Here is a 22,227-nt window from a genome sequence, read left to right on the forward strand (position 1 = left end):
TTCTTAATCCTCTTTTATCTCCTTTACGCCCCCCAAAGAGCGCGCTACCCTGAATACGTCTTTATTATGCCGAAACTTACTCATTATTACTTCAGCCTGAGCCATGCTGCGTACTTCCAAACTCATTGATATATTTGATGTCTTATTTTTTCTGTTCGGCCGCGCGGCTACAGAATGGATATTTATCTTCGATTCGGAAGGTATTGCCAGCAGCGCTGTAAGAACCCCCGGATGATCATTGCAAATAATATCTATCGTTACGGTATATGTCTTATCAAGGCCCACATCCCAGCTTACATCGACAACACGTGAAAGATCATTATCAGCATTTAATACATTGGGGCAATCCGCACGATGGATAGATACCCCGCGGCCTCTTGTTATATAACCGATTATAGAATCACCTGGTATCGGATTGCAACATCGCGACAAATGCACAAGAAAGCCGCTCTCACCATCAACGAGAATCCCGTGACTGCCTTTTTTCTTTTCACCCTGTGGTTTTATTTTTTCCAGCATCTGCGATATATCGGACGGTGTAACTTCTTTCAGATCCTTTTTGTAAAGCTCGATGAGGCGGGAGATGACTCCGTTTACGGTAATACCACCGTACCCAAGTGATGCCAAAAGATCATTGGCATTTTGAATATTCATTTTCTGCGCAACTATATCAAGCCGGTTTTCCTTGAGCATTTTTTTTGAATCATAGCCGAGATGCTTAATTTCTTTTTCGATGAGAGCCATGCCAGAGTCAATATTTTCTTCACGTTTCTGCCGCTTGAACCATTGGCGTATTTTAGTGCGCGTTTCAGATGAAGCCACTATATTAAGCCAATCAGGACTTGGCCCGTTATTTTGAGAATTACTGAGTATTGATACTATATCACCATTATGAAGTTTATATTCAAGAGGTACGATTTTACCGTTTATCGTTGCCCCTACACAATGATTGCCAATATCAGTATGTATACGATATGCAAAATCAATAGGATTTGAACCTTTTGGCAGACCGATGACATCGCCCTGCGGTGTAAAAACAAAAACCTCATCAGAGAATATGTCGACCTTAAGCGCCTCAACATATTCATCAGGATCACTCAATTCCGTCTGCAGCGAAATAAGCTGACGCAGCCATGATAATTTTTGATCATAAGCATTGCTGGCATCTATGCTTTTCCCTGATTCCTTATATTTCCAATGTGCGGCAATGCCGTATTCAGAAATCTGATGCATCTGAAACGTTCGTATCTGTATTTCCAATGGATAACCATTTGCCGCGATTACTGTGGTATGGAGCGATTGGTACCCGTTGCTTTTGGGCATTGCTATATAATCCTTAAATCTGCCGGGGATAGGCTTCCATATATTGTGAATTATCCCCAAAACTGTATAACATTCCTGTACAGTTGAAACCAATACCCGCACAGCTGACAGATCATATATTTCACTTATATCTTTATTGTCCCGCTTCATTTTCCGCCATATGCTGTAAAAATGTTTGGCACGGCCTTGTATCTCAGCATCTATATTTGCTTTTTTTATTTCTTCGGACATCTCTTCCACAGAATCATCTATAAATTTCTGACGTTCCTGCCGTTTTTGTTTGACCTTTTCAACAAGATCATAATATTCTTCAGGATAGAGATATAAAAAGCACAGATCTTCCAGTTCCCATTTTATATTGGAAATCCCCAGACGATTGGCCAAAGGAGCATAGATTTCCAGAGTTTCTCTGGCTATCCTCTTTTGCTTTTCTTCCGGTACGTATTTTAGCGTGCGCATATTATGAAGCCTGTCAGCCAATTTTATCATTATGACACGTATATCCTTAGCCATAGCTAAAAACATCTTGCGATAACTTTCAGACTGCTGTACTTCCTTCGATTTAAAATGAATCTTATTTAATTTGGTAACACCGTCAATTAAAAGAGCAACCTCTTCGCCAAATTTATTTTTCATTTCTTCCAGCGTAAAGGTCGTATCTTCCACTACATCATGTAAAATAGCCGCAGCTATAGTGACTTCATCTATATGCATTTGTGTGAGTATAGCAGCCACATGCAGAGGATGAATAATATAATGTTCTCCCGAAGCTCTTTTCTGGTCAAAATGCGCTGCATATGCCAGATCATAAGCTTCCTGTATTATGTTGATATCAGCGCTCGGCTGGTATTCCTTTACAGCAGTTTTTATATCCTCTATTGTTATTTCGACGGCGTTGTCATCAATCATAATAATTACCCTCATTCATTTAAATCGCCCAACGGAAACATATTTACATTTCAACTGAACTTTTGTTATTGATTGTATCATATTAATACATTTCATAGCAATAGATTAAACATCGACATCATCCCCGGATTCATACCCGATCTGCGGCCGCAGCGTTTTTTTGATCTTATGAATCCCGGTAAACTGTTTTTATCTGTACCTTATATAATAAAGATATACACCGTTTATATATACAACTTAACAAATAAAGTTTGACTAAAAATATTAAAAATGTTATATTAACATTCATATATTATCATAAGAATTATTTAGGAAGATTTATTGCCTTACTGAACGTTTCAGAGCGGTCAGTGATTCTTTAAATCACATGAAAGGAGTCAATATATGTGAATGGCATAACAATGCTCGGTCTTGCAATTATTATCTTCATAATCGGCTATTTTACCTATGGACGATGGCTGGCAAAAAGCTGGGGAATAGATTCAAACGCACAAACACCTGCATATAAGTACGAAGATGGTCAGGATTATACCCCCGCCTCCAAGTTTATGGTTTTTTCTCATCAATTTTCCTCCGTCGCAGGAGCAGGTCCTGTTACAGGTCCCATTATAGCCGCAATGTTTGGCTGGCTGCCCGCTTTTTTATGGATCGTTCTGGGCGGTCTTTTTTTTGGCGGAGTACAGGATTTTGTATCTCTTTATGCTTCGGTAAAGAATGAGGGAAAATCAATGGGCGTGCTCATTGAACAGTATATCGGTAAAACCGGGAAAAAATTATTCCTATTCTTTTGCTGGCTTTTTACTTTGCTTGTTATAGCAGCTTTTGCTGATATAGTAGCTACTACTTTCAACGGTTTTGCCAAAGATGGCAGCCGGTCACTGCCGGGAGCGGCTGCCGCATCAATCTCCATGATATATATCGCCGGTTCTTTGCTTTTCGGTATCTTCGTAAAAAAACTTAAGCCTTCCGAGAGCATCCGCTTTATCGCCGCCATTATTCTCATGGTGCTCATGATATCTGCCGGCATCGCTTTTCCTATGTATTTTACACGTGATATTTGGATCATAATTGCATTGGGATATTCGTTCATAGCTTCTGTTCTTCCTATGTGGCTTCTGATGCAGCCTCGCGATTATTTAAGCACTTTCTTATTGATCGGTATGATCATAAGCGCTGTCGCAGGTATAATCATAGCCAATCCAACGATAAATATGCCCGCCTTTGTTGGTTTTGAAGTCAAGGGGCAAGGTCTTTTCCCCATATTATTCATAACGATAGCCTGCGGAGCTGTTTCAGGCTTCCACAGTCTCGTTTCTTCAGGCACATCATCAAAAACTGTATCTAATGAAAAAGATATGCTCTTTATAGGTTATGGCTCAATGCTTGTGGAATGTGTTCTGGGAGTTGCCGCTCTTGTGATCGTCTGCGCAGCAGCTACTAACGGACAAATGCCTGAAGGTACACCGTTTCAAATATTTTCCGGCGCTGTAGCAGGTTTTTTGAGCATGTTCGGCCTGCCTGAAGTATATTCTGTATGTGTGATAACGATGTGCGTATCAGCGTTAGCCTTTACTACGCTTGACACTGTGGTGCGGGTCGGCCGTCTTTCTCTTCAGGAACTTTGCAGCGGCGATTCTCCTGAAACAATGAATCCCATTCAAAAAATATGCGTAAATAAATACGCTTCAACATTGATAACAATAGGTATCGGCTATATGCTCTGCCGGATAGGTTATATGAATATATGGCCTTTATTCGGTTCGGCAAATCAACTTTTAAGCGCTCTTGTATTAATTTGCATGGCAGTATTTCTGCGCATGACCAATCGCAAAGGCTGGATGCTCTATATCCCCACAGTGATAATGTTTCTGGTCACACTTACTGCACTGTCACAGGCAGTTTACCGCATCATCAGTAAATTGATAACCGGCAGCGGTTTTATATTCATGATCGATGGACTGCAGTTTATTATAGCTGTGGCACTGATGGTTTTGGCTGTTTCAGTTGCAAGCCATTGCGGCAGGGAATTATTGCATGCCAAAAAAAATATATCTCCAGGCAATAGTCTGCTTGAAGACAAATAATTGATGTTTTCTTCAATGTAAAATCTGCATTTTATCTTACTAATACAGAGATTTCATTCAAATAAAAACGGAGCCTATTCGGCTCCATTTTTTTATTTGAAAAATTGCTTGATCTTATCTTGCCAGCTTTTTTGTTCAGGATTTACATTTTCGTTTTTTTCATCGGCAAATTCACGCAAAAGCTCTTTTTGTCTTGAGGTAAGTTTCTGCGGTGTCAGCACTTTCACTTTCACATGCTGATCGCCGCGTCCATTGCCGCGAAGATAGGCAATCCCCTTTCCCTTCATTCGCAGGATAGTACCGGACTGTATACCTGCCGGAACTGATATTTCCACTTTTCCATCCAGTGTAGGCACTTCTATCTTATCACCCAGCGATGCTTGTACGAAAGAAACAGGAACTTCACAAATGACATCATTCCCATTGCGATGAAAAATTTTGTGCGGTCTTACCGTAATATAAACATATAAATCGCCCGGACTGCCGCCTCTGTCACCTGCTTCGCCGCCTCCGGACACACGAATGCGCGAATTATCGTCTACCCCCGCCGGAATTTTCACATTTATCTTGCGGCGTATACGGGTATGCCCTTCACCACGGCAATCTGGACAGGGTTTCTTCACTATTTTACCTGTTCCGCCGCATCTATCGCAAGTACGTGCGTTCACCATACGCCCAAACGGCGTATTATGAACTTCCTGTACCTGACCTGTTCCATGACATTTAGGACATTCCTCAGGCTGTGTTCCGGGAGCAGCTCCGCTGCCATGACAGGTTTTACATTCTTCCGTGCGCGGGATCGTAAGTTCTGCTTCTTTACCAAAAGCAGCTTCCTCAAAATCGATTTCCAAATTATAGCGCAGGTCATCACCTCGCTGAGGGCCCTGGCGCCTGCCGCCTGATCTGCCGCCGCCACCAAAGAAAGCATCAAAAATGTCACCAAAATCAGATGAGCCGTCACCGAAACCGCCGAATCCTCCAAAACCACCGGCTCCACCGCCTCCGCCGCCTTCAAATGCCGCATGTCCAAATTGATCATATTGCGCACGCTTTTGTGAATCCGACAGCACTTCATAGGCTTCATTAGCTTCTTTAAATTTTTCTTCGGCCTCTTTGGCATTATCTTTATTAAGGTCAGGATGGTATTTGCGGGCCATTTTTCTAAATGCTTTTTTTATATCAGCCTCGGTAGCATCTTTAGAAACACCGAGGACCTCGTAATAATCTCTTTTTTCGCTCACTTTATCCACCTTGATATACAGATTAACCTGATGACTTTTATGTGAATCAAAGTCATCAGGCCATCATCCTATTTTAAATGCATTTAATTATTTTTTATCATCGTCTACTACTTTATAATCCGCATCCACTACATCGTCACCGTCTTTTTTGGCAGCATCTCCCGCAGCTTGCTGCGCATCAGGACCGGCTGGTTGGCCTTGAGCCTGGGCCTGTTGATAAGCAGCTGCACTCATTTCATAAAGAGGCTTCTGCAGTTCTTCTGTCGCTTTCTTTATAGCTTCTATATCCGTGCCTTTAAGTGCTTCTTTTACTTTATCGGAAGCCGCCTGTATTTTTTCCACAGCTGCTTTATCAGCTTTATCACCAAGATCCTTTATCGCTTTTTCTGCCTGATAAACCATACTGTCAGCTGTGTTTCTTGTATCTATTTCTTCCTTGCGTTTTTTATCTTCAGCTGAGTGAGCTTCAGCTTCTTTTACCATACGGTCAATATCATCCTTGCTCATACCGCTGTCAGACTGAATAGTGATTTTCTGTTCTTTACCCGTGCCAAGATCTTTCGCTGATACATTAACTATACCATTAGCATCAATGCTGAACGTGACTTCAATGCGTGGAACGCCTCTGGGTGCAGGTGGAATATCGGCCAATTCAAACCGCCCAAGAGTCTTGTTGCCTTCCGCCATATCACGTTCTCCCTGCAGAACATGGATATCAACAGAAGGTTGATTATCCGCTGCGGTTGAAAAGACCTGACTTTTTGAAGTAGGAATTGTCGTGTTTCTTTCAATAATTTTTGTACATACACCGCCCAATGTTTCAATTCCAAGAGACAGCGGCGTTACGTCAAGCAGCAGAACATCTTTTACATCGCCGGCAAGAATACCACCCTGAACGGCGGCACCTATAGAAACACATTCATCCGGATTTACTCCGCGGCTCGGTTCTTTGCCAATTTCTTTTTTAATAACATCCTGAACAGCCGGTATACGTGTCGACCCGCCGACAAGGATAATTTTATCTATATCATTTACTGTAAGACCTGCATCAGCCATAGCTTTTTTTGTGGGTTCGATGGTCGCGGCAACGAGATCAGCCGTTATTTCATCAAATTTCGCACGTGTCAGTGTAAGATCGAGATGTTTCGGACCGCTTGCATCAGCTGTAATAAACGGCAGGTTTATATTTGTTGAAGTCATATTTGAAAGCTCTATTTTAGCTTTTTCTGCTGCTTCGATCAAACGCTGAGCGCTCATTTTATCCTTAGAAAGATCAATACCGTTGGTTTTTTTGAATTCATCTACCAGCCAGTCCATAACTCGTTTGTCAAAATCATCGCCGCCTAAACGAGTATTACCATTAGTTGCTTTTACTTCGAATACCCCATCGCCAAGTTCCAGGATGGAAACATCAAAAGTACCGCCGCCAAGGTCAAATACAAGAATAGTTTCATCTTTATCTTTGTCAAGGCCATACGCCAAAGATGCGGCTGTAGGTTCATTAATTATGCGCAAAACTTCAAGTCCTGCTATTTTACCGGCATCCTTAGTAGCCTGACGCTGACTGTCATTGAAATATGCCGGTACTGTGATAACTGCCTGACTCACAGTTTCACCAAGATATGCCTCAGCATCAGCTTTAAGTTTCTGCAGAATCATTGCAGATATTTCAGGAGGTGTATAGTCCTTTCCATTAACTGTGACTTTATAGTTTTCACCCATATGACGTTTTATTGAAGCGATCGTACCATCTGGATTGGATACAGCCTGTCTTTTAGCCAATTGACCGACAAGACGTTCTCCGTCCTTTGTAAAACCTACTACGGAAGGAGTTATACGGCTGCCTTCCGGATTTGTAATAACAGTCGGTTCTCCGCCTTCCATAACAGAAACTACAGAATTAGTTGTACCTAAATCGATACCAATTATTTTTGACATTATAAAATTCCTCCTATATCTTTATGTACTAAATTATAGTGATTATCTTTTTTTGTTTCCCTGCAAGGCCAAGCTTTTATGCTTTCTGCTCCTCTTAGGGAAAAATACGCTGTACTTGTACTGTTAATTAGAAACTACTGTGACCATAGCCGGACGCACTACACGGCCATGAACCGTATATCCCTTTTGCAGTTCCTGCTCGATACTGTCATCTTCTTTGTCAGCATCCTCTACACGCATCACCGCCTGATGAAAATTGGGATCAAATTTTTCACCGGATGTTTTTATTACCTCAAGACCATTCTTTGTAAGGACTTCCTGAAATTGATTAAGAACCATCTTCACGCCTTCCAGAATAGCCGCACCATCATCAGTCTTAGCAGTCACTGCCCGTTCAAGATTATCCAGCACAGGAAGCATATCTTTTACAAAGCCCTGCAGGATCACCTCGGAAATTTCCGATTTCTCTTGATTGCTGCGCCGGCGGAAATTAACAAAGTCGGCCTGCAGACGTTTAAAACGATCCTCTGCTTCCGCTAAAGCTTTTTCCCCGTCTGCAATTTGCTGCGCAGCCGAATCGGCATCGTTATCTTCACTGCCCGTGTTATCTTCTGCATCAGCAGCCTGCGTCTGTATATCCTGTTCCTCACTGATTTCCCTTTGCATTTCTTCCAGTTTTTCGCTGTCCTTCTTTTTCATTTCATCTTTTATATATGACATGTTTGGCCCCATCTCTTTTTTATATTTTATAAAAACCGCTTCAGCATACGAGCCATATTTTCATTCATAAACTCCAATAAAGCTATCACCTTGCTGTACTCCATCCTTGTTGGTCCTAAGACTGCTATAGTACCGAGAGGCTGTCCGTCAAAATGGTAAGTGGCTTTTATTATACTGCAGTCCTTTATCGTTGTATACTTATTCTCCTGTCCGATCGTAACAGTAAGACCGGTATCTGACTTCTGCATCTGACTGTACAGAATATCACGAAGAATAGGCTCTTCCTCAAGCATAAGCAGTATATTTTTCACTTTATTGATGTCATGAAATTCCGGCTGATCAAGCAGCTGCGGTGTTCCCTCTGTATAAATCTGATTACGTTTTTTTCCTGCCAGAGCATGCTCAACTATATCTATTATTTTATTGAAAGCAGCTGTATCAATCATCTCTGAACGCATCTTATGAATAGCGCCCATGCTGATCTCACTTATTTTTTTCCCAGATAAATAAGCATTAAGCGACTCGGCTATCTGTTCAAAATCAAGCATTGATGATCCATGAGGCATTTTTATTATTTTATTTTCAATATAACCTGTATCGCTCATAATCGCAGCCACAACATTTTGATCATCAAGCGACACAAATTTTATATAATTGAATGTAGATTCTGCCAGCTGCGGTGTTATAACCATAGAAACATTATTGGTAAGATGCGATATGATTTTGGCCGTTTCACGAAAAACACCGTCCAGCCGCTGTACTTTTGTATCATACCACTGCTGAATCGTATCCATCTCCGTAGCTGTGATTTTTGTCGGAGTCAAAAGATCATCCACATAAAAGCGATATCCTTTGGAAGAAGGAACACGTCCGGAAGAAGTATGCAGATGCTCAATATAGCCTAAAAGTTCCAAATCAGCCATTTCATTGCGTATAGTAGCCGGACTTATTCCCAAGTCATATTTTCTGGCTATAGTACGTGAACCCACAGGTTCAGCTGTTGATATATAATCATCAATGATAGCCTGCAGTATACGCTGTTTTCTTTTGTCAAGCATCATGCCACCTCCTCTTTAGCCAAATTTAAAATGCAGCGGGTATTTATTAGCACTCTCAATTAGTGAGTGCTAATTTCTAATTAAAAATATACAACCATTTAATCAAAATGTCAAGAAATTTGCCCGTAATTTTTTATCTATGAAAATATTATGTTGTTCAGCTATTCCCAGTATAAATTTAATATCAAAAACAGAAACTATATTTATTCTAAAGCGCTTGAATATATTATATAATATATTTATTTCAATATCATATGTTTGGGGAAACTTCTATGAAACAAATCAGTTCTGATTTTACGAAAGCTCTGCTCACATCTTTTGTTGATACAGACTCTCCTTCAAAAGAAACCTTGAGATCTGAGCTTGTCTACAATGATTTTGCACAAAATCGCAGCATTATATCTTCGCTGGAAAAATTATTAAAAAACTGCACAAGTTTTGATTTCGTCACAGCCTTTATTACTAAGAGCGGTTTACTGCTTCTTAAAGATTGTCTCAGCCTATTGGAAAAAAACAAAATCAAAGGCAGAATCATTACTTCTGATTACCTGAATTTTACCGATCCTTCAGCTTTGGCTGAACTGCGCCGTTTTTCCAATATTAAACTGAAGATCTACACAGAAAACAACCTGCACACAAAGGGATATATATTTTACACAAAACAAGAGGCTTCTATTATAATAGGCAGCGCAAATATAACGCAGGAAGCTTTGAAAGCAAACGAAGAATGGAACACAAAACTTATTTGTACCAAAAACAGTGAATTATACAAAAAGATTACCGATCGTTTTGCCCTGCTCTGGGATAGGTCTGAACCAATAACTGACCAATGGCTTGAAGAATACAAAAAGTATTATAATCTGCTTCAGGCTTCCCGCAAGAAATTTGAAACTGCTATTTTTCAAAAATCGCCTAAAATACGCGCAAACATGATGCAGAAAACTGTACTTGCTTCTCTGCTTCAGCTCCGCCAGCATGGGAAAGACAAGGCACTGCTGATTTCGGCAACAGGAACAGGAAAAACTTTCTTAAGTGCCCTTGATATAAAAAGCTTTAACCCACGCAGAGTCTTATTTGTAGCACACCGTGAACAGATATTGCGCCAGGCTGAAAAAAGCTATAAAAAGATTTTAGGCAATAATATTTCTACCGGTTTTCTGACAGGAAAGCAAAAAGACATTCATGCTGATTTTACTTTTGCCAGTATAAGCATGCTAATGAAGGAACATATTATAAAACTTTTCTCTCCCATAGATTTCGACTATATAATTATTGACGAAACACATCGAGCCGGTGCAGATGGATATAAGCATTTTTTAGCTTATTTCAAACCTGCTTTTTTGCTTGGCATGACAGCCACCCCAGAACGCACGGACGATTTTGATATATATGGTTTGTTTGATAATAATATTGCTTATGAAATACGACTTCAGGAGGCAATGCGTGAAAACATGCTCTGTCCCTTCCATTATTTTGGCATAACCGATATTCAACTGAACGGAAAACCTGTCAGTGATGATATTTCCTTCAGTAAATTAACCTGTCACGAACGCGTCAATCATATAATAAAAAAAGCTTCTTTTTATGGCTGCAGCGGTACACGCGTGAAAGGACTCGTGTTTTGCCGCACCAGAGAAGAAGCTTATACGCTTTCCTGTTCATTTAATGAAAAAGGCTTCCACACACTCGCGCTTTCTGCAAGAGATTCGCAGAAAACCAGATCTGATGCAGTAAAAAAATTAGCCCAGAAAGACAGGATGACCGGCATAGACTACATTTTTTCCGTGGACATCATGAATGAGGGAATTGATATACCTGAGGTAAATCAAATAATTTTGCTGCGTCCTACCCAATCTCCCATTATATTCGTTCAGCAGCTGGGCAGAGGCTTAAGAAAATGCACAGAAAAAGATTATGTGGTTATTCTTGATTTTATAGGTAACTATACTAATAATTTTATGATTCCGATAGCTCTTTTTGGCGATAATTCTTACAATAAAGATAATCTTCGCCGTTGTATAAACTACGGTAAAAACCTTTTGCACGGTCCTTCCACTGTCAGCTTTGATCCGATAGCACGAAAAAATATTTATGCAGCTATTGATACAGCACGCTTCAATGATACAACCCTTCTCCGCAAAGCTTACGATGATTTGAAAAATAAGCTGGGGAAAATTCCGTTGCTCAGCGATTTCAGCGCTTTCGGAACGATTGACATATTGAAATACATGGAAAAATTTGGTTCATATCATTTTTTTCTGAAAAAATATGAAAAAAAATATACAGTGAATTTTTCCACTGAACAGGAAGAAATTCTTCTTTTCATTTGCAAACGTTTTGCTCATGGTAAACGGATTCATGAAATAGAAATGCTGAACCTTCTTTTAGAAAACACTGGCATCCTCTCTGCCAAATTCACGGAACGATTACGATCAAAATATGGGATAAAGCTAACTATGAACGAAAAAAAATCTGTGATCAGAAATCTGACCAATATGTTTACAATCAGCAATGAAAGGAATAAATATAAGCATTGTGTTTTTATAAAAAGCACAGGCAATAACTATATAATTTCCGATGAATTTTCTTATTATCTGCAAGATAAAATTTTTAAGGACAAACTTAAAATGCTGCTCCATTTTGCAGAAGCACGCTTTGAAAAATATTACACAAACAATTATAAAAATACCTGTCTTTGCCTCTATCGAAAATATACTTATGAAGAAGTCTGTTATCTGCTCAACTGGCCGCAAAAGATTAATCCCAATGCCATGGCAGGATATTTCTATGAGAAAACAACCAAAACCATGCCCGTTTTCATCAATTATGTAAATTCTGACAAAAAACGTGTTGCTTACGCAAATAAATTTACGGCAAATAACTGCATAAATGCTTACTCAAAATCGAACAGGAAAATTGATTCTACAGATGCCTCACACGTTTACGACACCACAGAGGGTAACCATCTTTATTTATTTGTCCGCAAATCTTATGATCAAAAGGAAGGTAAAGAATTTTATTTTCTGGGTGAAATAAAAGCTGCGGGCGGCCCCATTCCTGCACCTCAATTTAATGGCTTTGAAGTTAACTATAAATTGGAGACGCCTGTACGTACAGATATTTTTGATTATCTTACTGATTGAGAATCTATTACAGTCTTTTTTGCGCTATAACTTTTCTCATTTTGCCAATGTTTTTCATATATGAATCATGATTTTTTATTGCTATTCCTGTATATAGAAGATCAATAATCGCCATATGGATCAATCTGGATGCCACAGCCTCAGATCTGTAATGCACTTCGCGTCCCATACCATTCAATGATATATCGGCAAGCTTTGCCAGCGAAGAACGCGCGTAACTTGTTACAGCAACAATTTTTGCCTTGCTTTTTCTGGCTATCTTAACTGACTCCAGCAGCTCAATTGACTCTCCCGTATGAGATACCGCTATTACGGCATCATTTTCATTGAGGAGAGACGCCGATGTAAATTGCTGATGCGAATCACAATAAGCCTGTACGGGTATGCCAAAACGAATAAATCTTGTTTCAATATCGCGGCAGACAGTAGCTGAATTGCCAAAACCATAAGTGACTATACGTCTGGCTTTGCTCAGCAGCTCAACGGCACTTTCCACATCTTTGAAATTCAACAGCTTCAGCGTATCCTGCAGCCCATCCGAGATGTTCTTAAAGATTTTACCGGCCAGTATATCATAGTTGTCGTCAACACTTATATCCTGATATACAGTCTCGTCAGGAGAAAATATTTCTCTGGCAAGTGCTATTTTAAGCCCCTGCAGACCACTGAAACCAAGTTTTTTACAGAATCGAGATACCGTTATTTCTGAACTGCCGGTATTGGCTGCTATGTCGGATACCGTTTGTTCTATAAAATTTTTTGCATTGGCCAATATATAATCGGCTATACGCCGCTCAGATTTAGTAAGGTTATCATAGGAACTGCGCAGAATCGGCAATTGTATCTGGTTCTCTTTTTTCATTTATATCTCTCACTTTAAAGTAAATTGTATTTTTATTGTACTATAAAAAATAAAAAAAAAGAAATCCTTAAACAAATAATACAAAATAATTGAATTGCTTAAGGATTTTACATTTTAACCGACTATTATATTTTTATGCTTTTTTATATCTTCATCTACTGCACGCATATCCGGTATGACTGCGACTCTCAATCCGGCGCGTTTCTCAACCAGCTCCATCCCTCTGCAAATATCATCCAGCGCAACTATATGTGTCAAAAGTTTATCAGCATCAATTTTCTTACTTCTTATCATTTCAATGGCCAGTGCATTATGGCGTGGTGCGGATGAAAATGTTCCATACAATGTAATCTGCCGATAATGGATAAAATTAACATCAAAATTCAACAAGGGTTTATCTTTAGGAAGTCCTGCAAACAAACATACCTTTCCCATTTTACCAGATATTCTTATTCCCATGTTTTGAGCATCTGCACTTCCTGCCGTTACTATAGCAGCGTTTACACCTAAACCTTCAGTCAGATCCATTATCTTTGTTGCTGCATCTTCTTTACTTGTATCAATATATGCATCATATTTAAAATTTTTTGCACCTTCCAGTCGCTTGCCGCTGCGATTAATCAAAAAAACTTTTCCTGCTCCGTGTGCTCTGGCAAGTTCCGCATGCATTAATCCTATAGGACCTGCACCAATCACTGCTACTGTATCTCCAAGCTGTATATTCATGGCCTCCTGACCATTTATCACACAAGCCAGCGGTTCCGCTAACGAAGCGCTCAAATAATCCACCTCATCGGGAATAAAATTAACATTTCCCGCTCGTACTGCATTTGCCGGTATCTTCACATATTCGGCAAAACCACCATTATAAATATGAGCAATTGTTTTTCTTGTCGGACATAAGTTTTGGTGACCCGATAAACAATAGGAACAACTGCCACAGCCAATTCCGGGCGCAACAATTACTCTGTTCCCTGTGTGATATCGTTCTATTCCTTCTCCTGTTTCGACAATGGCACCGGCAAATTCATGTCCCAATACAATGGGAGGCTTTATGGAATTATGTCCATGTTTAAATGTTCGTAAATCTCCTCCGCATATAGCGCAGGCTTTGACTTTTACAAGTAATTCCCCATTTCCGACCGATGGTTTTTCAATATTTTCCACACTTATATCATTAATGCCTCTGTATATCGCTGCTTTCATATTTTAAGTCATTCCTTCCGCCTCATTCAATATAATTAAATATTTTTCTGTTGAAAAATTTATTTAAATTCATCGAGAATAACATTCACTTCATCTGAGTTGACAAACCAGCGCAGATCTCCTTGCCCGGCCGCTCTTTTAATTTCCTGCAGCAATATATATGGTGTTCTATTGAATGTATCTTTTGTAGAACCCGCCAGATGAGGTGTAATGGTTACATTTGGCAATGACATGAACGGATGATCAGCCGCTGGAGGTTCCACCCAATATACATCAATGCCTGCGCCGCCAATTTTCTTTTTTTGAAGAGCATCAATAAGTGCCTGTTCCTCGATCAATCCAGCTCTGGCCGTATTTATAATATAAGCTGTCGGTTTCATAACGGCAAATTGATCGGCCCCCATAAGCTCTTGTGTTTCATCTGTCAAACGTGCATGCATACTGATAAAATCAGAATTTTTACACAAGTACTCCAATGTTACCTTGTTCCCTCCGCAAGCTTTAATATCGTCATCTTTTGCATATGGATCATATACTAAAATTTTCACATCAAATCCGCTGAGTTTTTTTGCCACTAAATGTCCAATATAGCCAAAACCAACGAGACCAATTGTTTTTTCATACATATCTCCTACAAAAGAAACATTAGTATACTCTTTTTTCCAATTACCTTTTTTTAGTTCAGCATGAGCACGTGCTATATTGCGCATTTCAGCAAGCATCAATCCCACCGTATAATCAGATACAGCATGCGCGTTGCGTCCCATTGTTCTTGAAACGGCGATCCCCCTTTTAGTAGCGGCATCTACATCGATATTTTCCACACCGGCACGACATACGCCAATAATCTTGCACTTTTTTGCTGCTTCAATAATTTGTGCATTGATTGGCGTATGCTGCGTAATAATCATATCCACCTCAGACACAAAGTCAAATATCTCCCGGGGCGGTTTTCCTACAGACGGACCTTGCTTTTCTACAATGCTGCGCAAATACCAAAATTCTTCATTACTGGCCGGCTTCCAATCTACACAATGAACCTTTATATTTTTTCCCAAAACATCATAAACAGCTTTTGCTAATTTCTGTGAAGATAATAATGGATCACCTATTACTAAAATTTGCATTAATAAAACCTCCAAATATTTTTATTCAAATCTTATTGTATCTCCGATCATTACACGCGGAAGGCCGTTCCCCTTCAGCATTATATGTCCTGGTTGCTCAACCTTATCCATACCCTTGAAAACCAAAGTACAATGTCCTTTTTCTTTCAAAGTACGCATGGCCTCATCACCAACGGCTGTAACCGCATACTCCATACCTGCTATATGCAGTTTATCACCTGCTGCTATTTCTCCATCTATTTCACCCTTGCTATGTGCTACTACCATATTCATGTATTCATAGGGAACATCCTTATCAAAAAGGATCATACTGTCACGTGTCTGCATAAATTGCAGTACAAATTCACCTATATTAGTGATCACAACTTCATATTTCACTATAAATTCCTCCTCAAGGATAAAAACTTGGTCTGTATTTCAGTAACTTTTTTATTGAATTCTATAAGCGCAGGATACATCTTAGAATTTAATGATTCATAAAGCTGCATATACCTTATATGTTTTTCTGCATCAGGACTATATATTTTTTCTGGGAACGCAACTTTAGAGACCGCATCTTCAGAATTTTTGTAAATCCCCGCTCCAAGACCTGCCAACATAGCCGCTCCCAGTGCTGCAGCTTCAGGGACCTGTTTGCTTTTCACCGGAATACCCGTAACATCGGCTTTCATCTGCAGCCAAAAATCACTTTTTGTTGCTCCTCCTATAGCATAAATAGAATCAATATTTTTACCTGACATTTTCTCAATTTCTATAATGATACTATGCATTTCAAAGCACAGCCCTTCTAATATGGCTCTGACAAAATCTCCTCTTTTAGACGCTCTTGTTACTCCTAGAAACGCTCCTCTGGCACATGGATCACTGCCTAATGAATACCTGCCTGAAAAATACGGCATCAGCATGCATCCATTAGAACCGATCGGTTGTTTTTCAGCTTCCTCAATGAGTTCTTCAAAAGAAGCACACTTAAATTCTTTTTTAAACCATTCAAAAATTCCGCCTGAAGAAACAATCATACCCATAATATAATATTTATCGTCTACAACATATGATACTGAAGTAAAGTTTTTACCAATAAATTCAGGATCATTTTTAGGTTCATCAACAATCGCCACTATTTGTTCACTTGTTCCGGTAGAATCTAGCATTTGACCTGATTTGATTATTCCTGTAGCGAAAGTCCCGCACGCATAATCTATTCCTCCGGCATAAACAGGCGTGCCTTCCGGTAATCCGGTAATATCTTTTATTTTTTTTGTAGTACACCCTACCAATTCTCCAGGACGGATAGGATCAACAAAAATTTCTCTGGGCAGACCTGATGCTTCGATTATTTCTTCAGACCATTGCCGTTTTCGCAGATCAAAAGCCATCGTACGGCAGGCATTTGTCCAGCTTGTTTTAGCTGTCCCTGTTAATTTATAACTGATAAAGCCCTGTATTTGTATATAGTATTTTGCTTTTTTCATAACTTCCGGCCGATTCTTCATAATCCACTGCAGCTTCGTGATTCCGGCCACAGGATTAGGATTGATACCGGTTATATCATAAACTTTATCTACACCAAATCGGCCCCATTCTTCAGCTATTTTATCTGTACGCGTATCAAACCAACGTATCGTCGGATGAACCGGATAACCTGCTTCATCCAACAGCACATCTTCTCCGTTTGCAGCTACACCTATACCTACACATTTATCTTCTGACAATGCATCACTTACATCCTTTATACAGGCAGCGATATTTTCCCACATCTTTTGAGGATCCAATTCGGCCCACCCGTTTTCTTTATAAACCGTATTCCCCGGGCGAGTAGATACGGATAAAAAGTTGCCGTCATAGTCACAGGCAATTACTTTATAATTTGTTGAACCCACATCAATACCCATTAAATATCCCATGGTATTGTCTCTCCTTTTATAACCTTAAGGTTACACAAACATTGAAATCACCAGTACACCGATAAGTCCCATAACTGAAATTATGGTTTCCAGTGCACACCATGTCTTTACAGTTTCCTTAACAGTAAGGCCAAAGAACTCTTTAAAAAGCCAAAATCCGGGATCATTTGGCGGACTTATTATCAAACTACCCGCACCTGTAGCAAGAACCATAAGTTCAGGACTTACTCCCGTCAGAGCCACAAGAGGTGCCGCAATTCCACCGGCAGTGAGTGCTGCTACCGTAGCAGAACCGCAGGCGATACGGATGACAGCTGCAATAAGCCATGCCAGAAGCAGCGGAGACATATTCGAACCCGACAATAATTCTCCTATGTATTTGCCGACACCGCTGTCTATGAGTATCTGTTTCAGCGCTCCCCCGCCGCCGACAATCAAAAGTATCATAGCGATGGCCAGAACAGCGCTTTCCACTGTCTTCATTATTTCAGTCATTGATTTTCCGCGGCTGAGTCCAAAAGTATATATAGCAATACTCACAGAAATTGCAAGTGCCATATCAGGTGTTCCTAAAAATGTCAGAACATTGAACAGTAATGAATCCTTAGCAAGTGTCAATTTAGCTATCGCAGCGGCAGCCATCAAAACAACGGGAATGAGTGCCGTTAAAATACTGGTTAGAAAACTCGGCATTTCGTCATCCTTAAATACTTTTGGATTATATAATCCCTCTGGTATTTCCGGATTCAAACCTTTTACACAATTATAAAACAGCGGCCCGCTTACGATTGCAGTAGGAATAGCTATTATCGCACCGTACACAAGAGTAAGCCCGATATCAGCATTGTAAATAACGGCAATAGCCGTAGGTCCGGGATGCGGCGGCAAAAAACCATGTGTTACGGAAAGAGCCGCTGCCATCGGTATCCCTACTTCCAAAAGAGGGATCTTGGCTGAGGCGGCAATAGTGAATACCAGTGGTATTAACAGTACAAAGCCAATTTCATAAAATAATGCTATCCCTACAATAAATCCTGTAATACATACGGCCCATTTTACGTTCTTCCGACCGAATACATTGATAAGCGTGGTAGCGATTCTCTGCGCTCCGCCGCTTTCTGCCATAAGCTTACCGAGCATTGCGCCAAAGGATACGACTATTGCCAGCCCCCCCAGAGTCCCCCCCAGCCCCTTTTCGATCGTGGGGATGATCTGAGTAATCGGCAGTCCTTCTGCATATCCCACAATGCCTGCTACCAATACTAACGACAAAAAACTATTGAGTTTAACTTTAACGATTAAAAAAAACAAAATGGCTATTCCAATTGCTAAAATAATTAATGGCATAAATTTCACTCCTTTAAAAATGTAAATATCATTAGCAAATAACTGGTATTATATAGAACATAGTAACTCTGAACAAAATTTATATATTTAAAGTAAATACACAAATTTCCAAATATAAAATTAATTATAAATACGATTTTGTATTGCAGTTAATTTCTCTGCAGACTTACCTTACTAATCCGCAGAGAAATTATCCTTGCAATATAACTGCAAAGCTTTCACAGTTTATTTATAGTGCTCCTGCCACTCATGATGAAATACGCCTTCCTTATCAGTTCTTTCATATGTGTGCGCGCCGAAATAGTCTCTTTGCGCCTGAATCAGATTAGCACCGATCTGCGGACTGCGATGAGCATCTAAATATTGCAGCGCATTTGACAAAGCCGGTACAGGAATTCCTTTATTTATGGCAAGACAAATTATATTACGTAAACTTGACTGATTTTCATTTATATTTTCAAGAAAAAATTTGTCAAACATTAAATTCGGCAGATTCTTATTTTTCCCATAAGCTTCCGTTATCTTATTCAGAAACTCAGCCTGTATTATACATCCGGCACGGAAAATAGAAGCTATTTTCCCAAAATCAAGATCCCATCCGTATTCCTTACTAGCCGAATTATATAGAGAAAATCCTTGAGCATAAGCAATTATCTTAGCCGCATACAGACTTTTACGTACTTCCTCTATAAAAGAATCACTCATTTTTTTGTCATATACGGGTGCTTTTATTTCAGCAGAAGCTTTTTTCCGTTCTTCCCGTAAATTGGATAAGACACGTGTATTGCACGCCGCAGTGATCATGGAAATATCAACGCCCTGCTTTAAAGCCTGAATACTGGTCCAGCGCCCTGTTCCTTTTTGTCCTGCACTGTCCAATATTTTGTCTACAAGTTGTCCATCTTGATTGTTTTCGTCATTTTCAGCAAAAATATCTGCCGTTATACCGATAAGATAGCTGTGCAGCTCACCTTTATTCCACTCATGAAATATTTCCGATAATTTTTTATTATCAAAACCACCTACATGACGGAGCAGCAGATAGGTCTCTGCGATAAGCTGCATGTCGGCATATTCTATACCATTATGAACCATTTTTACGTAATGGCCGGCACCATTATCACCGATATAGGTGCAGCAGGGTTCTTCACCCACATGCGCTGAAATAGCCTCAAAAACAGGCTGCACATGTTTATATAGATCTTTATTCCCCCCCGGCATTATGGATGGTCCGAATCTTGCACCTTTTTCGCCGCCGGAGATTCCAACACCAAAATAGTTTATCCCCTTTTCCTTTAGATACGAATAGCGCCGTATAGTATCTTCAAAAAAGGAATTGCCTCCGTCAATTACTATATCGCCCTTATCAAGCTGCGGGATCAATTCTTCAATTACTGAATCAACTGGTTTGCCCGCTTTGATCATAAGCATCACTCTGCGCGGACTTTTCAGCGAATGCAAGAATTCCTGCATACTATAGAATCCTTCTAAATTTTTGTGCGGTGTATTCTTAATTACTTCTCTTGTAAGATTGGCTGTACGATTATACGCAGCTACCTTAAAACCATGATCCGCCATGTTGAGAGCAAGATTGCTTCCCATGACAGCCATTCCGATTATGCCTATATCCATTTCCGGCATTGTCATCACCTGTCCCTTTTTGTAATAAATATTATACTCTTTAATTATATTTCATGATGCGCAAAAAATATCCTTTTAACCAAAATTTTTAATGCAGTTTAGTCTGGTAAGAAACAATATCTGCAAATTCATCCTGCAAATTGAAATATAATCTGCTGAATATGTCATATAATCGCTTGTACACTTCCGTATTTTCGGCAATTGGTGCAAAAATTTTTTTTGAATTAACCAGTGCTGCCGTTTCATTTATATTCTTTAAAGTACCGTCAGAAATAAATCCAAGAACAGCTGCACCAAAGGCGGCACCTTCACTATTGCCCGGTAATATCAGCTTTTGATCGAGAACATCCGCAAGTATTTGCAGCCATAGCGGAGATTTAGTAAAGCTGCCGCTTACTCTTATATCTTTGATATTGCCAAAATCCTGCAAGGCCATAAATACACTATTCAGGCAATAGCAGATTCCTTCCATTGCGGCCCGAATCATATGCGAGCGTCCATGATTTAAAGACAATCCAAAAAATATACCACGCAGTTCCGAATTCCAATAAGGTGCCCGTTCACCTGTGAAAAACGGCATTAATATCAGTCCTTCAGAGCCCGGTGCTACATGTCCCGCTTTCAACGTCATCAGATCGTACGGATCTACATCTATGTTTTCCATTTGATTTTTGCTGTAATGGCAAACCTTGTCACGCAGCCATCGCAATATCATACCGCCGTTATTTATCGCTCCTCCGGCTACCCACATTTCATCTGTCAGGTTATAGCACCAAGTTCTCATATGCTTATCGACCATCGGTTTGGTCGTCAACATACGCAATGCACCGCTTGTACCTATAGTAGCGCTCAATTGCCCCGGATTTACTGCACCTATCCCCACATTGACAAGCACGCCGTCCGTTGCGCCGATGACTACCGGCATTCCACTTTGCAGATGAAGAAATTCGGCTGCCCGCCTGCTTAAAAATGAATGATAAGTGGTAGAAACTATGGCCGGCAGTGCAGTTTTTTTTACACCTGCATACCTTAAAATTTCATCATCCCAATCCATTTTTTTTGCATTGTACATTCCGCTGGTACTGGCGGTAGAATGATCAATAACCCATTCACCCGTCAGATTATAAAATATGTAATCTTTTAATGAGCCTATATATTTAGTTTTTTTGAATATATCTTCAGCATACTTACGCAGCCATAAGATTTTTGCTAAAGGATAACAAGCATGAATGGGGCAACATGTTCTGTTATAAAAGTCCCTTGACAGCTCAGTATCTTTTTTCAATTCACGTACTATATTCAGGCTGCGGCTGTCTGCCCATGTCTGCATATTCATCAACGGTTTTTTAGCCTCATCCAGACCTGCAAAACTATGCATAACTGTACTCAGAGCTATTCCCGATGCTTTTATATTTTTATACCGAAGCTGATCGGCGGTATTTTTTATCACTTCTTGAACAGCCTCATAAATTTGCAGCGGACTTTCCTCAGCCCAATCAGGCCGTGGTGTCAGCAGCGGATAAAATGCCTCCGACGAACCTATATTTGTAGAATCAGCCATATATGCTATAGCACGCACTCCCGTAGTGCCAATATCTACACCTATCCATACTTGATCAGGAGGATCTTTTTTCATTGGAATACCTACCTTCCTTTCGTCCTGAATATATTTTATTTTCTGAATAAATAATACCACATGATTATATTTTTTGCAATAAATAAAT

General features: G+C 39.9%; 15 protein-coding genes. 2 read left to right on the forward strand and 13 right to left on the reverse strand.

Going from position 1 to position 22,227, the window contains the following annotated elements; genetic code table 11:
• Nucleotides 1-3: 3 nt before the first annotated feature.
• Nucleotides 4-2,232: a RelA/SpoT family protein gene (locus I6758_RS11625; RefSeq protein ID WP_196605432.1), complete on the reverse strand. Its 2,229-nt coding sequence runs from the start codon at nt 2,230-2,232 to the stop codon at nt 4-6.
• A 386-nt stretch (nt 2,233-2,618) separates the two neighbouring features.
• Here I6758_RS11625 and I6758_RS11630 point away from each other — a divergent pair, with 386 nt between their 5' ends.
• On the forward strand, nt 2,619-4,316 hold the full coding sequence (locus I6758_RS11630; RefSeq protein WP_196605433.1) for a carbon starvation CstA family protein: 1,698 nt from the start codon (nt 2,619-2,621) through the stop codon (nt 4,314-4,316).
• Between the two features lie 92 nt (nt 4,317-4,408).
• Here the strand turns inward: I6758_RS11630 and dnaJ are convergent, their stop codons facing one another.
• The 4 genes from dnaJ to hrcA form a co-directional block, all read right to left on the reverse strand.
• Nucleotides 4,409-5,557: a molecular chaperone DnaJ gene (gene dnaJ, locus I6758_RS11635; RefSeq protein WP_196605434.1), complete on the reverse strand. Its 1,149-nt coding sequence runs from the start codon at nt 5,555-5,557 to the stop codon at nt 4,409-4,411.
• Nucleotides 5,558-5,644: 87 nt separating this feature from the next.
• A complete protein-coding gene (gene dnaK / locus I6758_RS11640) occupies nt 5,645-7,495 on the reverse strand; it encodes a molecular chaperone DnaK (protein WP_196605435.1) in 1,851 nt (616 codons plus the stop codon).
• Between the two features lie 123 nt (nt 7,496-7,618).
• Complete coding sequence (gene grpE / locus I6758_RS11645) at nt 7,619-8,215, reverse strand: nucleotide exchange factor GrpE (protein ID WP_196605436.1); 597 nt, start codon at nt 8,213-8,215, stop codon at nt 7,619-7,621.
• A 26-nt stretch (nt 8,216-8,241) separates the two neighbouring features.
• The gene (hrcA, locus tag I6758_RS11650; protein WP_196605437.1) at nt 8,242-9,273 is read right to left on the reverse strand and encodes a heat-inducible transcriptional repressor HrcA; all 1,032 of its coding nucleotides are present in this window, start codon (nt 9,271-9,273) and stop codon (nt 8,242-8,244) included.
• Between the two features lie 272 nt (nt 9,274-9,545).
• Between hrcA and I6758_RS11655 the strand changes: the two genes are divergently transcribed.
• Nucleotides 9,546-12,416 (forward strand): DUF3427 domain-containing protein, encoded by a 2,871-nt coding sequence (locus I6758_RS11655; protein WP_196605438.1) that lies wholly within the window; start codon nt 9,546-9,548, stop codon nt 12,414-12,416.
• A gap of 7 nt (nt 12,417-12,423) precedes the next feature.
• Here the strand turns inward: I6758_RS11655 and I6758_RS11660 are convergent, their stop codons facing one another.
• The 8 genes from I6758_RS11660 to I6758_RS11695 all read right to left on the reverse strand — a co-directional run bounded on the left by I6758_RS11660 (nt 12,424) and on the right by I6758_RS11695 (nt 22,139).
• Nucleotides 12,424-13,278 carry a MurR/RpiR family transcriptional regulator gene (locus I6758_RS11660; protein ID WP_196605439.1) on the reverse strand — a complete coding sequence of 285 codons (855 nt, stop codon included), beginning with the start codon at nt 13,276-13,278 and terminating at the stop codon, nt 12,424-12,426.
• A gap of 114 nt (nt 13,279-13,392) precedes the next feature.
• On the reverse strand, nt 13,393-14,484 hold the full coding sequence (locus tag I6758_RS11665) for a zinc-dependent dehydrogenase (RefSeq protein WP_196605440.1): 1,092 nt from the start codon (nt 14,482-14,484) through the stop codon (nt 13,393-13,395).
• Between the two features lie 59 nt (nt 14,485-14,543).
• Nucleotides 14,544-15,611: a 2-hydroxyacid dehydrogenase gene (locus I6758_RS11670; protein ID WP_196605441.1), complete on the reverse strand. Its 1,068-nt coding sequence runs from the start codon at nt 15,609-15,611 to the stop codon at nt 14,544-14,546.
• Between the two features lie 21 nt (nt 15,612-15,632).
• Nucleotides 15,633-15,989 carry a PTS glucitol/sorbitol transporter subunit IIA gene (locus tag I6758_RS11675; RefSeq protein WP_196605442.1) on the reverse strand — a complete coding sequence of 119 codons (357 nt, stop codon included), beginning with the start codon at nt 15,987-15,989 and terminating at the stop codon, nt 15,633-15,635.
• Nucleotides 15,989-17,515, reverse strand: a complete 1,527-nt coding sequence (locus I6758_RS11680; RefSeq protein ID WP_196605443.1) for an FGGY-family carbohydrate kinase — start codon at nt 17,513-17,515, stop codon at nt 15,989-15,991. Before I6758_RS11680 ends, I6758_RS11675 begins: the two co-directional genes overlap by 1 nt.
• Before the next feature lie 30 nt (nt 17,516-17,545).
• Entirely contained in the window at nt 17,546-18,862 is a 1,317-nt protein-coding gene (locus tag I6758_RS11685) for a gluconate:H+ symporter (RefSeq protein WP_196605444.1), read from the reverse strand.
• A 225-nt stretch (nt 18,863-19,087) separates the two neighbouring features.
• Nucleotides 19,088-20,509 (reverse strand): decarboxylating NADP(+)-dependent phosphogluconate dehydrogenase, encoded by a 1,422-nt coding sequence (gnd, locus tag I6758_RS11690; RefSeq protein WP_269140351.1) that lies wholly within the window; start codon nt 20,507-20,509, stop codon nt 19,088-19,090.
• Nucleotides 20,510-20,591: 82 nt separating this feature from the next.
• Nucleotides 20,592-22,139 (reverse strand): gluconokinase, encoded by a 1,548-nt coding sequence (locus I6758_RS11695; protein ID WP_196605446.1) that lies wholly within the window; start codon nt 22,137-22,139, stop codon nt 20,592-20,594.
• Nucleotides 22,140-22,227: the final 88 nt, after the last annotated feature.

The organism is Pectinatus haikarae, from assembly GCF_015732185.1.
Classification (GTDB): Bacteria; Bacillota; Negativicutes; order Selenomonadales; family Selenomonadaceae; genus Pectinatus; species Pectinatus haikarae.